This is a genomic window from Streptomyces sp. NPDC026522, from assembly GCF_055567555.1.
This window is the reverse complement of sequence record NZ_JBVHQF010000007.1, coordinates 291,431-313,656: the sequence shown is the minus strand read 5'-3', so window position 1 is coordinate 313,656 and position 22,226 is coordinate 291,431. Positions and strand designations below refer to the sequence as shown.

At 72.8% G+C, this 22,226-nt stretch carries 17 protein-coding genes and 1 pseudogene; 9 read left to right on the top strand and 9 right to left on the bottom strand.

Going from position 1 to position 22,226, the window contains the following annotated elements; genetic code table 11:
- Nucleotides 1–53: 53 nt before the first annotated feature.
- Nucleotides 54–2,576 carry a DEAD/DEAH box helicase gene (locus ACZ4M3_RS20390; protein ID WP_467734511.1) on the bottom strand — a complete coding sequence of 841 codons (2,523 nt, stop codon included), beginning with the start codon at nucleotides 2,574–2,576 and terminating at the stop codon, nucleotides 54–56.
- A gap of 145 nt (nucleotides 2,577–2,721) precedes the next feature.
- Between ACZ4M3_RS20390 and ACZ4M3_RS20385 the strand changes: the two genes are divergently transcribed.
- From ACZ4M3_RS20385 to ACZ4M3_RS20355, 7 genes and pseudogenes are all read left to right on the top strand, one after another.
- Nucleotides 2,722–3,513 (top strand): metal-dependent hydrolase, encoded by a 792-nt coding sequence (locus ACZ4M3_RS20385; protein ID WP_467734509.1) that lies wholly within the window; start codon nucleotides 2,722–2,724, stop codon nucleotides 3,511–3,513.
- Between the two features lie 62 nt (nucleotides 3,514–3,575).
- A pseudogene (locus ACZ4M3_RS20380) lies at nucleotides 3,576–4,543 on the top strand (S66 family peptidase).
- Between the two features lie 256 nt (nucleotides 4,544–4,799).
- A complete protein-coding gene (locus ACZ4M3_RS20375; RefSeq protein WP_467734507.1) occupies nucleotides 4,800–5,654 on the top strand; it encodes a serine/threonine protein kinase in 855 nt (284 codons plus the stop codon).
- On the top strand, nucleotides 5,623–7,029 hold the full coding sequence (locus tag ACZ4M3_RS20370) for a serine/threonine-protein kinase (RefSeq protein ID WP_467734505.1): 1,407 nt from the start codon (nucleotides 5,623–5,625) through the stop codon (nucleotides 7,027–7,029). The genes ACZ4M3_RS20375 and ACZ4M3_RS20370 overlap by 32 nt, the downstream gene beginning before the upstream one ends.
- Before the next feature lie 197 nt (nucleotides 7,030–7,226).
- Complete coding sequence (locus ACZ4M3_RS20365) at nucleotides 7,227–8,255, top strand: LGFP repeat-containing protein (protein ID WP_467734503.1); 1,029 nt, start codon at nucleotides 7,227–7,229, stop codon at nucleotides 8,253–8,255.
- A gap of 12 nt (nucleotides 8,256–8,267) precedes the next feature.
- Nucleotides 8,268–9,275 (top strand): hypothetical protein, encoded by a 1,008-nt coding sequence (locus ACZ4M3_RS20360; protein WP_467734501.1) that lies wholly within the window; start codon nucleotides 8,268–8,270, stop codon nucleotides 9,273–9,275.
- A 34-nt stretch (nucleotides 9,276–9,309) separates the two neighbouring features.
- Nucleotides 9,310–10,296, top strand: coding sequence for an alpha/beta hydrolase (locus ACZ4M3_RS20355; RefSeq protein WP_467734499.1), 987 nt, complete (start codon nucleotides 9,310–9,312; stop codon nucleotides 10,294–10,296).
- Between the two features lie 97 nt (nucleotides 10,297–10,393).
- Here ACZ4M3_RS20355 and ACZ4M3_RS20350 read toward each other — a convergent pair whose 3' ends face one another.
- The 3 genes from ACZ4M3_RS20350 to ACZ4M3_RS20340 all read right to left on the bottom strand — a co-directional run bounded on the left by ACZ4M3_RS20350 (nucleotide 10,394) and on the right by ACZ4M3_RS20340 (nucleotide 14,686).
- Nucleotides 10,394–12,175, bottom strand: coding sequence for an ABC transporter ATP-binding protein (locus ACZ4M3_RS20350; RefSeq protein ID WP_467734497.1), 1,782 nt, complete (start codon nucleotides 12,173–12,175; stop codon nucleotides 10,394–10,396).
- Nucleotides 12,172–14,025 carry an ABC transporter transmembrane domain-containing protein gene (locus tag ACZ4M3_RS20345; RefSeq protein ID WP_467734495.1) on the bottom strand — a complete coding sequence of 618 codons (1,854 nt, stop codon included), beginning with the start codon at nucleotides 14,023–14,025 and terminating at the stop codon, nucleotides 12,172–12,174. The genes ACZ4M3_RS20350 and ACZ4M3_RS20345 overlap by 4 nt, the downstream gene beginning before the upstream one ends.
- Nucleotides 14,026–14,182: 157 nt before the next feature.
- Nucleotides 14,183–14,686, bottom strand: a complete 504-nt coding sequence (locus ACZ4M3_RS20340; RefSeq protein WP_467734493.1) for a MarR family winged helix-turn-helix transcriptional regulator — start codon at nucleotides 14,684–14,686, stop codon at nucleotides 14,183–14,185.
- A 99-nt stretch (nucleotides 14,687–14,785) separates the two neighbouring features.
- On the opposite strand from ACZ4M3_RS20340, the gene ACZ4M3_RS20335 reads away from it, so the two are divergent.
- Complete coding sequence (locus ACZ4M3_RS20335) at nucleotides 14,786–16,726, top strand: ABC transporter ATP-binding protein (RefSeq protein ID WP_467734491.1); 1,941 nt, start codon at nucleotides 14,786–14,788, stop codon at nucleotides 16,724–16,726.
- Between the two features lie 63 nt (nucleotides 16,727–16,789).
- A complete protein-coding gene (mltG, locus tag ACZ4M3_RS20330) occupies nucleotides 16,790–17,653 on the top strand; it encodes an endolytic transglycosylase MltG (RefSeq protein WP_467734489.1) in 864 nt (287 codons plus the stop codon).
- A gap of 20 nt (nucleotides 17,654–17,673) precedes the next feature.
- On the opposite strand, the gene ACZ4M3_RS20325 is transcribed toward mltG, so the two are convergent.
- From ACZ4M3_RS20325 to ACZ4M3_RS20305, 5 genes are all read right to left on the bottom strand, one after another.
- Nucleotides 17,674–18,795: an FAD-dependent oxidoreductase gene (locus ACZ4M3_RS20325; protein WP_467734487.1), complete on the bottom strand. Its 1,122-nt coding sequence runs from the start codon at nucleotides 18,793–18,795 to the stop codon at nucleotides 17,674–17,676.
- Between the two features lie 48 nt (nucleotides 18,796–18,843).
- The gene (locus ACZ4M3_RS20320) at nucleotides 18,844–19,521 is read right to left on the bottom strand and encodes an HAD family hydrolase (protein ID WP_467734485.1); all 678 of its coding nucleotides are present in this window, start codon (nucleotides 19,519–19,521) and stop codon (nucleotides 18,844–18,846) included.
- A gap of 46 nt (nucleotides 19,522–19,567) precedes the next feature.
- Complete coding sequence (locus ACZ4M3_RS20315) at nucleotides 19,568–20,047, bottom strand: Lrp/AsnC family transcriptional regulator (protein ID WP_467734483.1); 480 nt, start codon at nucleotides 20,045–20,047, stop codon at nucleotides 19,568–19,570.
- Between the two features lie 61 nt (nucleotides 20,048–20,108).
- Nucleotides 20,109–20,858 carry a DUF1365 domain-containing protein gene (locus ACZ4M3_RS20310; protein ID WP_467734764.1) on the bottom strand — a complete coding sequence of 250 codons (750 nt, stop codon included), beginning with the start codon at nucleotides 20,856–20,858 and terminating at the stop codon, nucleotides 20,109–20,111.
- Nucleotides 20,852–22,126 carry an NAD(P)/FAD-dependent oxidoreductase gene (locus ACZ4M3_RS20305; protein WP_467734481.1) on the bottom strand — a complete coding sequence of 425 codons (1,275 nt, stop codon included), beginning with the start codon at nucleotides 22,124–22,126 and terminating at the stop codon, nucleotides 20,852–20,854. The genes ACZ4M3_RS20310 and ACZ4M3_RS20305 overlap by 7 nt, the downstream gene beginning before the upstream one ends.
- Between the last annotated feature and the right edge of the window lie 100 nt (nucleotides 22,127–22,226).

Below are 22,226 nucleotides of genomic sequence, written 5' to 3'. Positions count from 1 at the left end.
GTTCTCCACTGTCGGGTCCGTCGGGTCCGGCGGCGCGGGCTTGCGGGGCCGGGTCAGAGCTGGCCGAGCTCGCCGACCGAGGTGACGCGGATGACCGCCCGGCCCTCCTCGTCGGAGGCCGCGAGGTCGACCTCGGCACTGATGCCCCAGCCATGGTCCCCGTTCGGGTCGGCGAAGGTCTGCCGGACGCGCCACAGGCCGTGCGCCGCGTCCTCCTCGATCTGCAGCAGCTTGGGCCCGCGCGCGCCGGGGCCGGTACCCAGGTCGTCGTATTCGTCCCAATAGCGGTCCAGGGCCTCGCCCCAGGCGTCGGCGTCCCAGCCGGAGTCGCCGTCCAGCTCGCCCAGCACGTTGACGTGGTCCAGGGCGGCCAGCTCCACCCGGCGGAACATGGCGTTGCGGACGAGGACCCGGAAGGCCCGCGAGTTCGCGGTGACGGGCTTGACCTGGTCGGCCTTCTCCTGCGCCTCCTCCGCCGTCTCCACCTCCGGGTTCGCCAGCTGCTCCCACTCGTCCAGCAGGCTGGAGTCCACCTGGCGCACCAGCTCGCCGAGCCAGGCGATGAGGTCCTGGAGGTCCTCGGACTTGAGGTCGTCGGGGATGGTGTGGTCCAGCGCCTTGTACGCGCTGGCCAGGTAGCGCAGCACGATGCCCTCGGTGCGGGCCAGCTCGTAGTAGGAGGTGAACTCGGTGAAGGTCATCGCCCGCTCGTACATGTCGCGGATGATCGACTTCGGGGAGACCGGGTGGTCCCGGACCCAGGGGTGGCTCTTGCTGTACACGTCATAGGCGTGCAGGAGCAGCTCTTCGAGGGGCTTGGGGTACGTGACGTCCTGGAGCCGTTCCATCCGCTCCTCGTACTCGATCCCGTCGGCCTTCATCGCGCCCACGGCCATGCCGCGTTCCTTGTTCTGCTGCGCGGCCAGGATCTGGCGGGGGTCGTCCAGGGTGGATTCGACGACCGACACCATGTCCAGGGCATAGGAGGGGGATTCCGGGTCGAGCAGGTCGAAGGCGGCGAGCGCGAAGGTGGACAGCGGCTGGTTCAACGCGAAGTCCTGCTGGAGGTCGACGGTGAGCCGGATGCTGCGGCCCTCCGCGTCCGGGGTGTCGAGCCGCTCGACCACGCCGCCGTCGAGCAGCGAGCGGTAGATGGCGATGGCCCGGCGGATGTGGCGCAGCTGTGCCTTGCGCGGCTCGTGGTTGTCCTCCAGGAGGTGCCGCATCGCCTGGAAGGCGTCGCCCGGACGGGCGATCACCGACAACAGCATGATGTTGGTGACCTTGAAGCGCGAGGTGAGCGGCTCCGGGTCGGCGGCGATCAGCTTCTCGAAGGTGGTGTCCGACCACGCCACGAAGCCCTCGGGCGCCTTTTTGCGGACCACCTTGCGGCGCTTCTTCGGGTCGTCGCCCGCCTTGGCGAGCGCCTTCTCGTTCTCGATGACGTGCTCGGGCGCCTGCGCCACGACGTAGCCCGCCGTGTCGAAGCCGGCCCGCCCGGCCCGGCCGGCGATCTGATGGAATTCGCGGGCGCGCAGCGTCCGCACCCGGTTGCCGTCGTACTTGGTGAGCGCGGTGAACAGCACCGTGCGGATGGGCACGTTGACACCCACGCCGAGCGTGTCGGTACCGCAGATGACCTTCAGCAGGCCGGCCTGCGCGAGCTTCTCCACCAGGCGGCGGTACTTGGGCAGCATGCCCGCGTGGTGCACGCCGATGCCGTGGCGCACGTAGCGGGAGAGGTTCTGGCCGAACTTGGTGGTGAAGCGGAAGTTGCCGATCAACTCCGCGATCTTGTCCTTCTCCTCGCGGGTGCACATGTTGATGCTCATCAGCGACTGCGCCCGCTCGACCGCCTGGGCCTGGGTGAAGTGCACGATGTACACCGGAGCCTGCCGGGTCTCCAGCAGCTCGGTGATGGTGTCGGTGATCGGCGTGGTGACGTACTCGTACGACAGCGGCACGGGCCGGGTCGCGGAGCGGACCACCGAGGTCGGCCGCCCGGTGCGCCGGGTCAGGTCCTCCTCGAACCGCTTCATGTCACCGAGGGTCGCCGACATCAGGACGAACTGTGCCTGCGGCAGCTCCAGCAGCGGGATCTGCCACGCCCAGCCGCGGTCCGGCTCGGCATAGAAGTGGAACTCGTCCATGACGACCTGGCCGATGTCGGCGTACTTCCCGTCGCGCAGCGCGATCGAGGCCAGTACCTCCGCGGTGCAGCAGATCACCGGTGCGTCCGCGTTGACCGAGGCGTCGCCGGTCAGCATGCCGACGTTCTCGGTGCCGAAGAGCTTGCACAGGTCGAAGAACTTCTCCGACACCAGCGCCTTGATCGGAGCGGTGTAGAAGGTGACCTTGTCCTGGGCCAGGGCGGTGAAGTGCGCACCCGCGGCGACCAGGCTCTTTCCGGAGCCGGTCGGGGTGGACAGGACCACGTTCGCCCCGGAGACGACCTCGATCAGGGCCTCCTCCTGCGCCGGGTACAGGGTGATGCCCTGGTCCTCCGCCCACGAGGAGAAAGCCTCGAAGAGGGCGTCGGGGTCGGCGGTCGGCGGGAGCTGATCAATGAGGGTCACACCCCCCATCTTGCCTGGCTTCCCGCCGGATCAGGCAACCGGCGGCCGGAAGGAAGATCATCGACTGTACGCTGTGCCGTCGACGCGGCCCGAGCGAATCAGTCACCGGGGCCCGACACGACCGAACCGGGGCGGGAAAAGAAACATGATGGGTCCGGCGCACTCTCTGTCCGGCGCGGCGGCCTGGCTGGGGGTGGGGGCGGCGGCCGCGGCCGCCGGGCACCCGATGCCGTGGCCCGTGCTCGTCGTCGGCGCGCTCATCTGCGCCGGAGCCGCCCTCGCTCCCGACCTGGACCACAAGTCGGCGACGATCTCGCGGGCCTTCGGCCCCCTGTCCCGGGGGCTGTGCGAGGTGGTCGACAAGATCTCCTACGCCGTCTACAAAGCGACCCGCGCCCCGCGCGACGCCCGCCGCAGCGGCGGACACCGCACCCTGACGCACACCTGGCTGTGGGCCGTGCTCATCGGCGCCGGGTCCTCCGTCCTGGCGGTCACCACCGACCGCTGGGGTGTCCTGCTCCTGCTCTTCGTGCACCTGGTGCTCGCCGTCGAGGGCCTGCTGTGGCGGGCCGCCAGGATGTCCAGCGACATCCTGGTGTGGCTGCTGGGCGCCACCAGCGCCTGGATCCTGGCCGGCGTGCTCGACCAGCCCGGCAACGGCGCGGGCTGGCTGTTCGCGGAGCCCGGCCAGGAGTACCTGTGGCTCGGCCTGCCGATCGTGCTCGGAGCCCTGGTCCACGACATCGGCGACGCGCTGACCGTCTCGGGGTGCCCGATCCTGTGGCCGCTCCCCATCGCGGGCAAGCGCTGGTACCCGATCGGTCCGCCCAAGCCGATGCGCTTCCGGGCCGGCAGCTGGGTAGAGCTCAAGGTCCTCATGCCGGTGTTCATGCTCCTCGGCGCGGCGGGCGGCGCGGGGGCCCTGAACTTCATCTAGTGCCGGGGCCGGGGTCAAGGGAGCCGGCGAGGAAGGGGGCCGCCGATTCCTATGATCATGGGATGACAGACCCCCGCTACCCCGCGAAGCCCCGTCCCGGAGACCGGGTCGCCGTGCTGTCCCCCTCGTCCGGTCTGCCGGGTGCCTTCCCCCTGCCCTACGAACTGGGGCTGCGCAGGCTCCGGGACGACTTCGGGTTGCAGCCGGTGGAATACCCGACGACCCGATCGCCAGCATCGGCGGCGACGACCAGCTGACCGTCCTGCCCCACCTCGACCCCGGCCTCCTGCGCGCCAACCCCAAGCCGTTCCTGGGGTACAGCGACAACACCAACCTGCTGCTGTACCTGAGGAACCTGGGCATCGTCGGATACCACGGCGGCACGGTCATGGTGGAGTTCGGGCGCCCCGGCACCATGCACCCGCTGACCGCGGACTCCCTCAGGGCGGCGCTGTTCACCTCCGGCGAGTACGAGCTCACCCCCGCCGTCGGCTACGGGGACATCGGCCGACCCTGGGACGACCCCCGCACCTTCGATTCCGAACCCGAGATGGAACCCGCCGACGGCTGGTCCTGGCACAACGACGACCGCGTGGTCGAAGGGATCAGCTGGGGCGGCAACCTGGAGATCATCTCCTGGCTGCTGATGGCCGATCGTGCGGTACTGCCCGTCGAGACCTACGCCGGGAACGTGCTCTTCCTCGAAACCTCCGAAGAGATGCCGCGCGCCGAGGAGGTCTACCGGGTCCTTCGGAGCATGGGCGAACGCGGACTGCTCCGGCAGTTCCCCGCGCTGCTGATGGGCCGGGCCAGGAGCTGGTCGTTCGAGAACCGGCTCGACGCGCGGGAGAAGCAGCACTTCCGCCGGGAGCAGCGGGAAGCCGTCCTGCGTGCCCTGCGGCAGTACGCCCCCGAAGCGACGGTGGTGTTCGACGTCGATCTCGGCCACACCGATCCCCAGCTCGTGATTCCCGTCGGCGGACGGATCCGGGTGGACGGCCCGGCGCGCCGGATCAGCGTCGTCTACTGAGCCGGCGAGGGGTGCGGTTCGCGCCGTTTCGGCGCGGGCGGGACTGACCGGCCGGGCGGTCGGGCCGCCTCCGCGAAGGCCGCATGGGCAGGTCCGTCCGGCGCCCCGTACAGCCGGATACGCCCGGGCCCGGCCCGGCGGCGGCACGGTGCGTACCGGCTCATTACGGCCAAAGACCGGGCACTGCCGGTTTCCCCGGGATGTATAACGTTCGGCGGGCGTGACGACCGCCCGTACGGGGGGCGAGGAGCAGGTTGTGAGCGGGATAGTGATCTACCTGCCACCAGGGAGTGGCGGCACGGGCGGGGCGGAACCGGGCGACGAGGCGGTGACGTTGCGCCTCGGTCCGGGGGAAGTGGCCCGGTTCGGCCGGGGGTCGGCCACCACGCCGGTCGAACTCCGCCTCGTCGACGCGGCGATCTCCCGGCTGGCGGGGGAGATCCGGGTGACCGACGACCACTGGCAGCTCAGCAACCTCAGCGCGACCCAGAGCTACCTCGTGGAGAACCCCGAAGGGGCCGGCGAGTACCTGCGGGTCCCGCCGCGCCGGGCTGGAGCGCCCATCCCCTTCGAGTTCTCCCGCGTCGTACTGCCCACCCGCCGCGACACCACCGTCTCCTTCCAGGTCTTCGCCCCCGACCACGTCTACCTCGACCCGGGCGCCCTGGGCGGCGCCGGCGGCCAGTGGGGCGGCCGCACCGTGACCGCGTACTCCCTGGACGAGACGGCCACCTACTTCCTCGTCCTGGTGGCGCTCTGCGAACCGCGGCTGCGTGACGAGTCACCGGTCGCGGTGCCCACCACGCCCCAGATCGTCGAACGGCTCAGGGACCACCCGGCCTGCGGCCGGCTCACGGCACGCGCGGTCAGCTCGCACATCGACTACCTCGCCGAGGAGAAGATGCGGGTCGCCCCGCCCGTCGAGCAGGATCCCGGCCGCGCCGCCCGCCGCAACGGCAAGCGGGAGTCGATCGTCGGCCTCGCCCTGCGGTTCGGGCTCGTACGGGAAGACCACCTGGCGCTGCTGCCGCCCCGGAACGGGACGAGCCAGCGCACCGAGCCGACCGGAGGAGGGGAAGGTGCACGGCCCGGCCGACACCTCGGGAACTGACTCTACGGAGCTGCTTCCGCGCGGCTACCGCGTCGGGCGCTGGGAAGTCACCGGGCCCATCGCGGCCGGCGGCTGGGGAACGGTCTACGCCGGCCGCCCGATCGGCGCGGAGAACCCCGTGGGGGACGGGGTCGCGCTCAAGTTCCTGCCGACCTCCGGGCTCGCCCCGCGCCAGGCCCGCAACGTCGTGGACACCGCCCGGCGCGAGGTCGAACTCGGCCGCCGCGCCGGCCATCCCAGGCTGATCCGGCTCCTGGACTCCGTCGTGCTCAGCGAGCCGGACCACCCGTTCCTGGACGGTGCGCTCGTCCTCGTCATGGAGCGGGCCCGGCGCAGTCTGCGGGACCTCCTCCGGGCGGGCGCCGTCAGCGAGCCCGAAGGCGCGCGCCTGATCACCGAGATCTGCGAGGGCCTCGCCCACCTGCACCGCACCGGCTGGGTACACGGCGACCTCAAACCGGACAACATCCTGCTCATGGCGGACGGTTCGGTCAGACTCTCCGACTTCGGTCTCGCCGCCGAACTCACCGGCACCCGCGGCACGCACGGCTACGCGCCCCCGATGGGCACCTTCGACTACCTCCCGCCCGAGCGCTGGAAGGCCCCCCTCGGTGAACACGGCGTCCAGGTCCGGCCGAGCGCCGACATCTGGGCCCTCGGGATAGTGATCCACGAGGTGTTCGCGTCCGGCACCCCGCCGTTCCCCGGCGCCACGCCCATGGCGCGCGGCGCGGCGGCACAGGAGTACGCCGACGGGCGCGCCCCGCTGCGCCTGGACCCCGCCGTACCGCCGTTCTGGCGCGCCCTGGCCGCCGACTGCCTGGCCCCCACCCACGCCGCCCGCGCCGCCCACACGGCGGAGCGCCTCCTGGCGCGCGTCACCGCCCGGCCGGACGCCCCGAAGGAACCCCGGCAGACCGCGGCGGGCCGGATGCGCAGGGCGGTCCGCGCCGCGCTCGTGTCCGCGCTGGTGTGCGGGACTGCCGCGGCGAGCGGGCCGTACGTCGCGCCTGACGCCCCGTCCGCCCCCACCCGAGCCGGTGGCCGCATCCGGGTGTTCAACGCGGAGCCGAGCTGCACCGCCCGCACCGACCGGGACCCCGACTGCAGCCTCGGCCTCGCGATCGACCCCCAGCGGCCCTACACCGCGGACAACGTCGTCCCGACCCGGGTGTGGCAGGGCGACGAACTGGCCGTCGAGTGCCTGCTGGCGCACGGCATCCCCATCATCGACGAGCGCGACACCTGGTCCCCCCAGTGGTTCCGCGTCCGGCTGCCCGCCGGTTCGTCGCGGCCCACCGCCTGGCTGCCGGCCGTACGCACCAAGGACCGCCCCGGCGTCCCGCCCTGCCCGGTGCCCGCCCCCGGACGCTGACCCGTGGCCCGCGCGGCCGGTCGTACCGCCCATCCCTATCGCAGCGGCTCCGGCGCTGTCACTCCGGATCGTTCCGGATGCCCTGCCCGCCGGGCCCGCGGCTAGCTTGCGGCTGTCGGCGGGCCGGCCGCGCACGTAGCCAGCCCCGTCCAACACCCCCGCACCACACCGTGATTGCGATGAAAAGGAGCTGGAACGTGCGTGGCACAACAGCTGGGCGCGCGAGATCCGTGACGGCGGTCCTCCTGGTCGCGGCGGCCGTGTCCGCCCTCGGCGGCGGCCCCGCGTCCGCCCGCGACGCGGCCGGCGTGCCCGGCCCCCTCGGGCACGCCAGGACGGCCGAGTCGTACTGCGACATCCCCCCGGACCGCGACATAGCAGTGACCCGTAAGGTCTACGAGGTCGGACAGCGCCGGGGAGTGTCCGACAAGGTGATGCTGGCCGGCTTCGAGACGGGCTGGGTGGAGTCCCGGATGAACAACCTGGACTGCGGCGACCGGGACTCGCTCGGCGTCTTCCAGCAGCGGCCCTCCCAGGGCTGGGGCACCCCCGAGCAGGTCCTGGACGTCGACTACGCGGCGAACAAGTTCTTCGAGGTGGCCCAGCAGATGGAGCCCGGCATGGAGGGCAGCAGCGCCGGGGAACTCGCCCAGGCCGTCCAGCGGTCCGGCTACCCGGAACGCTACCCCCAGGCGGAGGACATCGCCCGGCAGATGCGGGACGAGGCCTTCCAGCCCTACGGGACGATCGGCGCCAAGTACTACGGCACGGGCGGCCACGACGGCCCCCTGGGATGGCCGCTGCGCGCCGAGGAAGCCGCCCAGCTCGGCGGACGGTTCCAGCTGTTCCAGAACGGGATCGTGATCTGGCATCCGGATGCGGCGTTCGCGGTGTACGGGGAGATCCTGAGCAAGTTCTGGGCGTCGGACGCGGAGCGGCGTTGGGGTTTCCCGACGATGGACGAGGCGGATGCGGCGCAGGCTCCGGACGGGACGCGGGGCCGGTACCAGTTCTTCGAGCAGGGTCTGTTCATGTGGTCGCCGAAGACGGGCACGCACGTGGTGCACGGTGCGATCTACCAGGCGTTCCACGCGGGTGGTCACGAGGGCGTGTTCGGCTACCCGGTCGGTGACGAGGGCGACGAGCCGGGCGGCAAGGTCCAGCGGTTCCAGAAGGCCTCGATCCACTGGAGCCCCGACCGGGGCACCTGGACCACCACCAACTGACCGGGAGACGCCATGAGATCGCTGATCCTCCGGCGCCTGGCCAAGGCCACGGCGCCGCTGCTCGCCGCCATCGCGGTCACCCTCTTCCCGGCGCCGGCCGCGAGCGCCTCCGAACCGGACGGCCCGATCGGGCGCGGTGAGGTCATGGACCGCGCCTGGTCCTGGGTCGCCGAGCAGGTGCCCTACAGCCAGAGCGGCTGCTACCCCAACCAGTTCGGCTGCTACCGCCCCGACTGCTCGGGCTTCGTGTCGATGGCCTGGCACCTGGGTACGTCACTGACGACCTGGAGCCTGTGGAACGTCACCTCCGACATCCCGGCCGCCGACCTGCAGCCCGGCGACGCCCTGCTGCGCGACTCCGACGGCACCGACCACGTGGCGCTGTTCGTCCGCTGGGCCGACGCCGCCCACACCCAGCCGGTGGTGCGCGAGACGTACGACTTCGGGCACGTGGCCGAGGAGCGGGTGTGGGCCAACGGCCTGCGCGGATTCACGCCCCGGCGCTACAACACGCTGGACGACTTGATGCCGTACGGCGCGATCAGGGTCAAGTACGACAGCATGGGCGGCCTGGACAGCGTGCTGGGGCCGCCGACCTCCGGTGAACGCGACTCCATGATGGGCGGCCGCTTCCAGGGCTTCCGCAACGGGATCGTGATCTGGCATCCGGATGCGGCGTTCGCGGTGTACGGGGAGATCCTGAGCAAGTTCTGGGCGTCGGACGCGGAGCGGCGTTGGGGTTTCCCGACGATGGACGAGGCGGATGCGGCGCAGGCTCCGGACGGGACGCGGGGCCGGTACCAGTTCTTCGAGCAGGGTCTGTTCATGTGGTCGCCGAAGACGGGCACGCACGTGGTGCACGGTGCGATCTACCAGGCGTTCCACGCGGGTGGTCACGAGGGCGTGTTCGGCTACCCGGTCGGTGACGAGGGCGACGAGCCGGGCGGCAAGGTCCAGCGGTTCCAGAAGGCCTCGATCCACTGGAGCCCCGACCGCGGCACCTGGACCACCACCAACTGACGTACCACCCTTACCCATCGACCAGGAGGTCACCGTGAGCGAGCACCGCCCCACCCGCAGGAGCGTCCTGAAGTCCGTCGGCGGATTCTCCGCCGCCATGGCCCTCGGCGGCGCCGGCGTCCTCGGGACGGCCTCGGCGGCGAGCGCGGCCGGCGACGGTTTCGGGCTGCGCATCGTCGACCGCAACGAGGGCGACGCCCGCATGTGGTACTACCGCTTCCAGACCGACGCGATCGGCTGGCAGCCCGCCGTCAACGTCCTGCTCCCCGACGACTACCACACCAGCGGACGCACGTACCCCGTCCTCTACCTCTTCCACGGCGGCGGCACCGACCAGGACTTCATCACCTTCGACCGCCTCGGCATCCGTGCCTGGACCGCGGGCAGGCCGATCATCGTGGTCATGCCGGACGGCGGACACGCGGGGTGGTACTCCAACGCCGTCAGCTCCAACACCGGCCCCCGCAACTGGGAGGCCTTCCACATCAACCAGCTGCTGCCCTGGGTCGAGGCGAACTTCCGGGCGTTCGCCGAGTACGACGGCCGCGCCGTCGCCGGGTTCTCGATGGGCGGCTTCGGCGCCCTCAAGTACGCGGCCAAGTACTGGGGCCACTTCGCCTCGGTGAGCTCCCACTCCGGGCCCGCCAGCGTGCGCCGGGACAACGGGGCGGTCGTGCACTGGGCCAACCTGTCCTCCGCCGCCCTGGACCTGGCCGGCGGCACCGTCTACGGCGTGCCCTGGGACCAGGCCCGGGTCACCGCGGACAACCCGGTCGAGCGCATCGAGAGCTACCGCAACAAGCGGGTCTTCCTCGTCGCCGGAACCAGCCCCGACCCGACCAACGCGTTCGACTCGTTCAACGAAACGCAGGTCCTCGCGGGCCAGCGGGAGTTCCGCGGCCTCCTCGACCGGGCCGGGATCCCGCACGAGTGGCACGAGGAGCCCGGCGGCCACTTCGTCCGCGACTACATGATGTGGCGCGACCTCGACGGGATCATCGACCGCCTCCGCAAGGCGTAACGGCCCCCGAGCGGCCGCGGGGACGCCACCGACCCCCGCGTGGCGTCCGCGCGGTCCCCCTGGCGGCGCGGCCCGCCGCACCGCCGGGGGTCCGGCCTCACCCGTGCCAGGACCGCCACAGGGCCGCGTAGGCGCCGTCCGCCGCGACGAGTTCCTCGTGCGAGCCGTACTCGCTGATCCGGCCGCCCTCGACCACCGCGATCACATCCGCGTCGTGCGCGGTGTGCAGCCGGTGCGCGATCGCGATGACCGTACGGCCCTCCAGTACCCGGGCCAGCGAACGCTCCAGGTGCCGCGCCGCCCGCGGATCCAGCAGCGAGGTCGCCTCGTCCAGTACCAGCGTGTGCGGATCCGCCAGCACCAGCCGGGCCAGCGCCACCTGCTGCGCCTGGGCCGGGGTCAGCGCCGCGGCGCCCGAACCGACCTCGGTGTCCAGCCCCGCCTCCAGCGCCCGCGCCCAGCCGTCCGCGTCCACCGCCGCCAGCGCCGACCAGAGTTCGGCGTCCCCGGCGCCGGTCCGCGCCAGCCGCAGGTTGTCCCGGAGCGAGCCCACGAAGACGTGGTGCTCCTGGTTGACCAGCGCCACGTGCTCGCGCACCCGCTCCGCCGGCATCCGCGACAGCCGCGCCCCGCCGAGGGTGACCTCGCCGGCCCGTGGCGCGTAGATGCCCGCCAGCAGCCGGCCCAGGGTCGACTTCCCTGCCCCCGACGGCCCGACCAGCGCCATCCGGGTCCCCGGCGGCACGGACATCGACACCCGGTGCAGGACGTCGACGCCCTCCCGGTAGCCGAAGTGCACCTCATCGGCCCGGACCGTCCGCCCCCGCGGAGCGACGCTCGCGTCACCGCCGTCGGGCTCGATCTCGTGGATGCCGACCAGGCGGCCCAGGGAGACCTGGGCGACCTGGAGTTCGTCGTACCAGCGCAGGATCAGGCCGATCGGGTCGACCATCATCTGGGCCAGCAGCGCACCCGTCGTCAGCTGCCCCACCGTCATCCAGCCGTGCAGCACGCAGTAGCCGCCGATCATCAGCACGGAGCCGAGGATCGTCACATAGGTGACGTTGATGACCGGGAAGAGGACGGACCGCAGGTACAGGGTGTAGCGCTCCCACGCGGTCCACTGGCCGATGCGCTGTTCCGACAGCGCCACCCGGCGCCGCCCGAGCCGGTGCGCCTCGATCGTGCGCCCCGCGTCCACCGTCTCGGTCAGCGCCGCCGAGACCGCCGCGTAGCCGGCCGCCTCGGAGCGGTACGCGGAGGGCGCCCGCCGGAAGTACCAGCGGCAGCCGGCCACCAGCACCGGCAGCGCCACCAGCGCGGCCAGCGCGAGCGGCGGCGCGGTCACCGCCAGCGCCCCGAAGAGCAGACCCGCCCACACCACCCCGACGGACAGCTGCGGCACGGCCTCCCGCATTGCGTTGGCCAGCCGGTCGATGTCGGTGGTGATCCGGGACAGCAGGTCACCGGTCCCGGCCCGCTCCAGTACGCCGGGCGGCAGCCCGACCGAACGCACGAGGAAGTCCTCGCGCAGGTCGGCCAGCATCTCCTCGCCGAGCATCGCCCCGCGCAGCCGGACCAGGCGTACGAAGCAGGTCTGGACGGCGAGCGCCAGCGCGAACAACAGGCCCACGCGCGCCAGGTGGAGTTCGCGCGCCCCCGCCGCGAGGTCGTCCACGACCCGCCCGAGCAGGTACGGACCCGCCATGGAGGCGATCACCGCGACCGCGTTGACGCTCACCAGCAGCACGAAGGCCCGCCGGTGCCGGCGCAACAGGCCGCGCACGTAGCCCCGTACGGTCGCCGACGTGCCGACGGGCAGCGTCGCGGCCGACTCCGGGGCCGCCGGATCGTAGTGCGGCGGTGCGACGCCGATCATGCGGATTCCTCGATTTCGGTGAGTTCTTCGTCGAGCCGGCCGGTGATCTCCGCGTCCGGCGCGGTCAGCGGCAGCCCGTCGGGGCGCTGCTCCGCCTCGCTCTCGCGGGTGACGACCGCCCGGTACCGCGGCTCCTCGCGCAGCAGTTCGCGGTGGGTCCCGGCCGGCAGGGCCACGCCCCCGTGGATGAGGACGACCCGGTCGGCGCGGTCCAGCACCAGCGGCGAGGAGGTCAGGACCACGGTCGTGCGCCCGGCGCGCAGTCCCGCGACGCCGTCGGCGATGCGGGCCTCGGTGTGCGAGTCGACCGCCGACGTGGGCTCGTCCAGCACCAGCACCTCCGGGTCGGTGACCAGCGAGCGGGCCAGCGCGAGCCGTTGGCGCTGACCGCCCGACAGCGACCGGCCCCGCTCGGTGATCCGGGCGTCCATCGGGTCCCGCACGCCCTCGGGGGCCGACTGGAGCACGGCTGCCAGCACGTCGCCGCACTGGGCCGCCTCCAGGGCCGCCCCCGGGGTCACCGCCCCGGACGCCGGTACGTCGAACAGCTCGCGCAGCGTGCCGGACAGCAGCACCGGGTCCTTGTCCTGTACGAGGACCAGCCGGCGCGCCGTGTCCAGCGCGAGCTCGCCCAGCGCCACGCCCCCCAGCAGCGCCGACGCGGTGCCGTCCCCGGCGCCCGTGGGATGGCCGCCCAGCCGTTCCGCGAGCCGCCCCGCGAGGTCGGGATCCCCGCACACGACGGCGGTGAACCGGCCCGCGGGGACCAGCAGCCCGGTCTGCGGGTCGTACAGGTCCCCGCCCGGAGCGGGGGCCCCGACGGGGGCGGCGGCCTCGGCCGGCGGCGCGCCCTCGTCGCGCGTCAGGCGCAGCACCCGGGCCGCGCGGGTGGCGGAAGGCCGCGAGAACGAGTAGGCCATGGCGATCTCCTCCACGCTGCGCAAGGGGTAGAGCAGCAGCGACACCGCGCTGAACACCGCGACGAGTTCACCGACGGCGAGCCGGCCGGCCACGACGAGCGAGGAGCCGTACCAGACCACCGTGATCAGCAGCGCCCCCGGCAGGAACACCTGGACGGCCGAGATCAGCGCCCACATGCGCGCACTGCGCACCGCGGCCGTGCGCACCTCCTGCGAGGCCTCGCGGTAGCGGCCCAGGAACAGTTCCTCGCCGCCGATGCCGCGCAGGACGCGCAGCCCCGCCACGGTGTCCGAGGCCAGTTCGGTCGCCTTGCCCGCCTTCTCCCGCTGGACGTCGGCGCGCCGGGTGGCGCGGGGGAGCAGGGGCAGGGAGGACAGGGCCAGCAGCGGCATCCCGACGGCGACGACGACGCCGAGGGACGGCGCGTACAGGACGAGGGCCACGCAGACGGCGACGATCGCGACGGCCGCCGCGAGGAAGCGGGAGACCGCTTCGACGAACCAGCCGATCTTCTCCACGTCGGCCGTGGATACGGCGACCACCTCGCCGGCCGCCACCTGGCGGGTGAGGGCGGAGCCCAGGTCGGCGGTCTTGCGGGCGAGCAGCTGCTGCACCCGGGCGGCGGCGGTGATCCAGTTGGTGACGCTGGTCCGGTGCAGCATGGTGTCGCCGAGGGAGATGGCGACCCCGAGCAGCGCGACCAGCGCGCCGACGAGCAGCAGCCGGTGGCCGTCGCCGTGCACGGCCGCCTCGACGCCGAGGCCGACCGCGAACGGCAGCCCGGCGATGGCGCAGTGGTGGAGCAGGCCCCAGCCCAGGCTCCTGGCCTGCCCGCCCAGTTGGGTGCCGCCCAGCCAGAGCAGGAACCGGGGGCCGGAGCGGGCGTCGGGTACCCCGGGGTCCGGATGCGGAAGATCGCTGATCTGCATGACGCCCCATGACGGTCGAGTGACTCAAACCACACAAGGTTCGTCTTCCGGACCGGGCCCGGGCAAACGATTTTCTCCGGGCGGGGGCGTCGGCAGCGAGGTTTGCGGGCACGCCGGTTGGCCTACGGGCAGGTCAACTGCCGCGCCGTGCAGGCGCTCAGCAGTCGTGCTCCGCCGGGGCGCCGGCCAGGGCGTCGAGCAGGCCGCCGAGCACCTCGCGCTGCGCGGCGGTCAGGGGGGCGAGGATCTCCTCGGCCGCGGCGGTCCGCGCGTTGCGCAGGCGGCGCAGGGTGGCGCGTCCGGTGTCGGTCAGCTCGATCCGGATGACCCGCCGGTTCGCGGGGTCGGGCGCGCGGCGCACGCAGTCGGCCGACTCCAGGCCGTCGACCAGCGTGGTCACGGCCCGGGGGACGACTTCGAGGCGGGCGGCGAGTTCCGCCATCCGGGGCGGTTCGCCGCTGTCGTAGTGCGAGACCAGCCGGAGCAGCCTTGACTGGGCTGGAGTGATCCCGAGGGGTTCGAGATGGCGCTTCTGGATGCGGTGGAGCCGGCGGGTCAGGCGCAGCAGCTGCTCGGCGAGGACGCCGTCGTCGCTGTCGGGGGCGTCGACGCCGTCCGCGCCGTCCGGGCTGGTCACGGTGGAATCGGAAGCGGTGCTCATGCTGCGGTCCTCATAATGGGAAGAGTATCAGGACCAGACTCATTGTGAGTATAGGTAACAATGAGCTATGCTCAGCGGAGTCTCGTCAGAAGGAGGCCCATGCGCCCCAAAGAACCCGAATGGACGCCGTCCAAGGAATCCCTCGACCCCAACCGCCCGGACCCGGCGGAGCAGCCGCGCCAGCTGCGCCGCATCATGGGTCTGTTCCGGCCCTACCGGGGCCGGCTCGCCGTGGTCGGGGCGCTCGTCGCCGCCTCCTCACTGGTCGCCGTGGCCTCGCCGTTCCTGCTCAAGGCGATCCTCGACGTGGCGATCCCCCAGGGGAGGACGGGCCTGCTGAGCCTGCTCGCCCTCGGCATGATCCTCACCGCCGTGGTCACCAGCGTGTTCGGCGTGCTCCAGACCCTGATCTCCACCACCGTCGGCCAGCGCGTGATGCACGACCTGCGCACCGCCGTCTACGCCCAGCTCCAGCGCATGCCGCTGGCCTTCTTCACCCGCACCCGTACCGGTGAGGTCCAGTCCCGGATAGCCAACGACATCGGCGGTATGCAGGCCACGGTCACCTCTACCGCGACCTCCCTGGTCTCCAACCTCACGGCCGTGATCGCCTCCGTCGTCGCGATGCTCGCACTCGACTGGCGGCTGACCCTCGTCTCGCTCCTGCTGCTGCCGGTCTTCGTGTGGATCAGCCGGCGGGTCGGGCGCGAGCGCAAGAAGATCACCACCCAGCGGCAGAAGCAGATGGCGGCCATGGCCGCCACCGTCACCGAATCCCTGTCGGTCAGCGGCATCCTGCTCGGCCGCACCATGGGCCGGGCGGACTCCCTGACCCGGTCCTTCTCCGAGGAATCCGAGAAGCTGGTCGGCCTCGAAGTGCGCTCCAGCATGGCCGGCCGCTGGCGGATGTCCACCATCGGCATCGTCATGGCCGCCATGCCCGCGCTGATCTACTGGGCCGCCGGCATAGCCCTCCAGACCGGCGCGCCGTCGCTCTCCGTCGGTACCCTCGTCGCCTTCGTCACCCTCCAGCAGGGCCTGTTCCGGCCCGCGGTGAGCCTGCTGTCGACCGGTGTGCAGATCCAGACCTCGCTCGCGCTGTTCGCGCGCATCTTCGAGTACCTCGACCTGCCGGTGGACATCACCGAACGCGAGGACGCGGTCCGCATCGGCCGCGCGAAGGGCGAGATCCGGCTGGAGGACGTGCACTTCGCCTACGACGGCAAGAGCGGGCCCACGCTCACCGGCATCGACCTCACCGTCCCGGCCGGCGGCTCCCTCGCCGTGGTCGGCCCCACCGGATCCGGCAAGAGCACCCTCAGCTACCTGGTGCCCCGGCTCTACGACGTCACCGGCGGCCGGGTCGCCCTCGACGGGATCGATGTCCGCGACCTCGACTTCGACTCGCTGGCCCGGTCCATAGGAGTGGTCTCCCAGGAGACCTACCTCTTCCACGCCTCCGTCGCCGACAACCTGCGCTTCGCCAAGCCCGACGCCACCGACGAGGAGATAGCCGACGCCGCCCGCGCCGCCCAGATCCACGACCACATCGAGTCCCTGCCCGACGGGTACGACACGCTGGTCGGTGAACGCGGCTACCGGTTCTCCGGAGGCGAGAAGCAGCGCCTGGCCATCGCCCGGACCATCCTGCGCGACCCGCCGGTCCTGATCCTCGACGAGGCGACCAGTGCGCTGGACACCCGTACCGAGCACGCGGTGCAGCAGGCCATCGACAAACTGTCCGCGGGCCGCACCACCATCACCATCGCGCACCGGCTCTCCACCGTGCGCGACGCCGACCAGATCGTGGTCCTGGACGCCGGACGCATAGCCGAACGCGGTACCCACGAGGAACTCCTCGCCGCCGACGGACGGTACGCCGCCCTCGTCCGCCGGGACCGGGACGCCGAGTCGGCGCCGCGACCGGCCGACGGCGAGCCCGCCTCCCGTACCGGCACGCCGCGTACCAAGGCGCTGAACGGGAACACCGCTCACGGCGGCCCGGCGAAGGACGCCGTGCCGGCCCCGGTGAACGTGTGACGGTATGACGGGCACACCGGCCGGCTGCCCGGAATGCGACGCCCAGCGGGTTAGCGTGCCCGCATGCGTCATGGCTACCGGTCGTCGCAGCGCCGCTCCCGGCTCACCCGCCGGGGCCGGATGGCGCTCATCCTCGGCACCCTCCTCGGTCTCGGGCTCGGGGCCGTGCTCCTGATCCCGTTGCTGCGTCCCGACGCACCGGAGCCGGAGCAACCACGCCGGTTGCTGATCCCCGAGGGACACCGAGCCGCCCAGATCTACGCCGCCATCGACCGGGAACTGAAGCTGCCCGCGGGCTCCGCACGGTCAGCCGTCGCCACGGCCGGACTGGACCTGCCGCCGGAGGCGAAGGGCAACCCGGAGGGCTACCTCTTCCCGGCCACGTATCCGGTGACCGCGAAGTCCACCCCGGCCACGCTGCTCAGGGCGATGGTGGGGACGGCGAACCAGAAGCTGGCCACCCCGGCCGTCGCGGCCGCAGCCACGGCCCTCGGCATCACCCCGTACCAGACGGTCGTCCTGGCCAGCATCATCGAGGCGGAGGCCGACACCCGCGCGGACATGGGCAAGGTCGCCCGGGTCGTCCACAACCGGCTGGCGCGGTCGATGCCGCTCCAGATGGACTCCACCCTCCATTACGCGCTGAACCGCAGGACGGTCGACACCACCTTCGGCGAGACCCGGCTCGACACCCCCTTCAACACCTACCGGCGCCAGGGCCTGCCGCCCACTCCCATCGACAGCCCCGGCCTCGACGCCATGGCGGCGGCGGTCGCGCCACCGCCCGGCGACTGGCTGTTCTTCGTCACCGTGAAACCCGGTGACACCCGCTTCTCGGCGACGTACGAGGAACACCAGAAGCACGTCGCGGAGTTCAACGCACTGCGCGCCGCGGCGACCGGCAAGGCGGCCCCCCGTCCCGACTAGCGGGAACATCAACGGGAGGGTCAGCGGGCGACGGCCTCCGTCAGGGCGGGGCGGTTTGCCGGGGCCGCGGCCGTTTCGCGGGCCAGGAGGCGGCGGATCTCGCGGACGGCGGCGCCGCCCGCGCGGTTGGCCCCGATGGTGGAGGCCGAAGGGCCGTAGCCGACCAGGTGGATCCGCTCGTCGCGGACCGCCCGGGTGCCCGCCAGCTTGATGCCGCCGCCCGGTTCCCGCAGGCGCAGCGGAGCCAGGTGGTCGACGGCCGCCCGGAAACCGGTGGCCCACAGGATCACGTCGGCCTCCACGCTCCGCCCGTCGGCCCAGCCGACGCCGGCCGGGGTGATCCGGTCGAACATCGGCCTGCGCTCCAGCACCCCAGACTCCAGCCCGGCCCGTACGGCATCGTTCAGCGCCAGCCCGGTCACACTGACCACGCTCTGCGGGGGCAGCCCACGGCGCACCCGCTCCTCGACCAGCGCCACCGCCGCCCGGCCCTCGGCCTCGCCGAAGCGGGAGTCGCGGAACACCGGCGGGCGGCGCGTCATCCAGGTGGTCTCCGTCGCCACCTCGGAGATCTCCAGCAGGTGCTGCACCGCCGAGGTGCCGCCGCCCACGACCACCACCCGGGCCCCGGCGAACGCGGCCGGCCCCGGGTAATCCGCGGTGTGCAGCTGGCGGCCCCGGAAGGTCTCCTGGCCCGGATAGCGGGGCCAGAACGGCCGCTCCCAGGTGCCGGTGGCGTTGATCAGCGCCCGCGTGGACCACCGGTCGCCGGACGCGGACTCCACCAGCAGCCGCCCGCCCGGGCCGTTCCGCACCGCCGTCACGGCCACCGGGCGGCGCACGCGCAGGCCGAAGCGGTCCTCGTACGCGGCGAAGTACTCCCCGATGACCTCGGCGGACGGCCGCAGCGGATCGGCGCCGGTCAGCTCCATGCCGGGCAGCGCGTGCATGCCGTGCACCTTGCCGTACGTGAGGGTGGGCCAGCGGAACTGCCAGGCCCCGCCGGGGCGGGGCGACCGGTCCAGGACGACGTGGCCGATGCCCGCCCGGGCCAGGTGGTAGGCGCCGGACAGGCCCGCCTGCCCGGCGCCGATGACCACCACGTCCACCGCCGCCGGGTCCCGCTCCACGAAGTCGTTCACGGTTCTACCAACCTCGGACCGGCCCGCCCTCTTCCCGCGGCCGGGCGATCAGGCCGCCCGGTGTTCGCCGAGCCATTCGTAGGCGGTCTCCACGTCGAACTCCCCCGGCCCGCCGCGGAAGAGGAGCCCGGCCGAGGCGAAGGCGGGCTGGTGGGCGGCGGCCGCCACGGACGGGATCGCCAGGCACTCCATACCCGCCGCCCGGGCGGCCTCCGCGCCCGGCGCCGCGTCCTCGACCACCACGCAGTCGGCGGGTTCCGCGCCGAGCCGTCGGGCCGCCTCCAGGAACACGTCCGGGGCGGGCTTCCCGCGCGCGACCTCCTCGGCGGAGACCGTGACGCTCAGCAGGGCGTCCAGGCCGGTCCCGGCCAGCACCGCTTCGATCGCCTCGCGCGAGGAGCCGGACGCCACCGCCATCGGAACGCCGTCGGCGTGCAGCCGCTCCACGAACCTGCGCATCTCGGGAAACGTCCGGGTCCCCGCGCGGGCCAGTTCCAGGTAGGCGGCGTTCTGCTCCGCGAGCAGCCGCGAGACCGGCGCGCGCAGCCCGTACCGCTCCTTGAGGATCTCCAGCGTCTCCATCGTCCCGATGCCGATGAAGGGGGCGTGCTGCTCCCAGGTGAAATCGAGGACCCCGTGCCGCTCCAAGGTGCGCCGCCCGGACTCGTAGTAGTTCGGCTCGCTGTCCACGAGGGTGCCGTCGAGATCGAATATGACGGAAAGCATCCGTTCTGCCTGTCCTGCCGGTCGTATACGTGTCTCGACCATCTTGTCAGGATTTGCCCGCTGATCTTCCCACTGCCTCGACCAGCGGGAGCAGCCGGTGCGGCACCCGCTCGCGCAGCGCGACCTCGGTACGGGTGCGGACGACACCCGGAAGCCGGATGAGCCGCTGGATGACGTCCTCCAGGTGCGCGTTGTCGCGGGCCGCCACCCGGGTCAGCAGGTCACCGCCACCGGTGATCGAGAACGCCTCGATGATCTCGGGCACCGCCGCGAGGGCGTCACCCACCTCGTCCAGGTGCCCCTGGGTGACTTCGATGTGGACGAAGGCCAGCACCGGGTGGCCGAGCGCCGCGGGGGACAGGAAGGGACCCGTTCCGGTGATCACCCCGGTGCGCTCCAGCCGGTCCAGCCGCGCCTGGAGGGTGCCGCGAGCGACGCCCAGCAGCCGGGCGTACTCGCGCACGCTGGTGCGCGGCTGCTCGATCAGCAGGCGCAGGATCCGGGTGTCGAGCTCGTCCACCGCCATGCCGCGACTGTACCAACGGCCCGGCCACCCGGGACGGCGCCGCCGGGGTGGTCCACCGCGCTCATTTCACCCCTTCTTCCATCCCTTCCTGGAGATCGTGCCGGGGCCGCGGCAGCAGCGGCAGTCCGCGCAGCCACAGTCGGACGAGGTGGTAGCGGATACCCACCGCCACGGCCGCGGTGGGCCACGGGTGGCGCAGCGAGGCCCGCAGCAGCCCCCGTACGCCGGCGGCCCGGCGCGAGCCCCGCACCGTCGCCGTCAGCCGGGCGCCGTCCGCCCCGCCCGCAAGGCCCACGCTCAGGGCCAGGCGCTCGCCCGGCACCGGGAGCCGCATCCGGTACCCGCCGTCCACCTCCAGGAAGGGGGAGACGCAGAACTCCTTGGCCACCCGGGCCGTCCCCGCCGCGACCTGCGGGCCCAGCAGGTAGCAGTGCCGCTCGCCGTACGTGTTGTGCACCTCGGCGACGACCTGTCGCAGGGTCCCGTCCGGACCGTGGCACCAGTACACGGACAGCGGGTTGAAGGCGAAACCGAGTACCCGGGCGTTCGCCAGCATCAACACCGTCGAGCCCGGCGGGAGTCCGGCGCCGCGCGCGGCGAGGAACCGTTCCAGCCCCGCCCGGATGCTCGGCGGCCGGCCGCCGAAGTGGTCCCGCGGGTCGAACCGGGCCAGGAACCGCAACGGCGCCGGGAACCGGGGCAGTTCATCGAGGTCCACCAGCCACAGGTAGGTCCGGTGGCGCAGGGCGTACGCCCGCTCCCCGGAGCGCACGTGCCGGACGTCCGCCTCGTACACCACCGCCTTCACCAGCACACCCCCAGCGCGGCGGCCGCCTCCACGCCCGACCGGCAGCCGTCCTCGTGGAACCCCCACCCGTGGTACGCCCCCGCGAAGGCCGTCACCGGACCCGAGAGCGCGGGCAGCAGCCGCTGGGCCGCCACCGACTCCGGCGTGTACACGGGGTGTTCGTAGGCCATCTCGGCCAGCACCAGCTCGGGCCGCACCCGGTCGTCGGCGTTCAGGGTCACCAGGTACCGCTCCGGCGCGTCCAGCCCCTGGAGGCGGTTCATGTCGTAGCTGACGTGGACCCGGGCGTCGTGCGGGTCGCAGCCGGACAGCCGGAAGTTCCAGCAGGCCTGCGCCCCCGGCGACCGCGGCAGCACCGAGGCGTCGGTGTGCAGCACCGTCCGGTTGCGGGAGTAGAGGAAGGCGCCGAGCACCGACCGTTCGGCGTCCGTCGGGTCCGCCAGCAGCCGCAGCGCCTGGTCGGCGTGGACGGCGACGACCACCGAGTCGTAGGTGACGGCGCCGTCGGCGGTGCAGACGCGGACCCCGTCCGCGGTGCGCGCGAGGCCCCGCACGGGGGTGCCCGCCCGGACCGCGTCCGCACCGAGGTGCCCCCGCAACCGCTCGACGTACCGCGCCGAGCCGCCCTCGACCGTCCGCCGGCGCGGGGAGCCGCCCACCGAGAGCATCCCGTGGTGGGCCAGGAAGCGGAACAGGTACCGGGCGGGGTAGCGCAGCGCCGTGCGCGGCGGACAGGACCACACCGACGCCGCCAGCGGTACCGCGAAGTGGGCGGTGAAGTACGGTCCGAATCCGCACTCGCGCAGGAACTCGCCCAGGGTGACCTCCGCCGAGACGGCCGGGGTCGCCAGCAGCAGCCGGGCCTGCCGGTGGAACAGCGGCACCTGGGCCAGCATGCGCAGGTAGGCGGGCCGCGCCGCAGACCGGGGCCGGGCCAGCAGCCCGCGCGGACCCGCGTACTCCAGCCCGCAGCCCTCGCACCGCACCGAAAGGCTCATCGTGGTCGCCCGCGTGGCCACGCCCAGTTCCCCGAACAGCCGTAGGAGGTGGGGATAGGTCCGGTCGTCGTGCACGGCGAACCCGGAGTCCACCCCGCGCACGCGGCCGTCCCGGCCCGTCAGCGCATGGGTGTGGGCGTGGCCCCCCAGCCGGTCGTCGGCCTCGTACACGGTCACCTCGTGCGAGCGCGCCAGTACGTAGGCCGCCGTCAGCCCGGAGACGCCCCCGCCGACGACAGCCGTACGCGGCCGTGCTCGTCCTCGCTCGGTCATCGCGTCCTCCTTCCGGCGGTGGGTTCGGAGCCGGAAGGGGCGCGGATGGCCTCCCGATGCCCCGGGGGACGGCCCGTGCGCCGCCTGCGCCGCCTGCGCG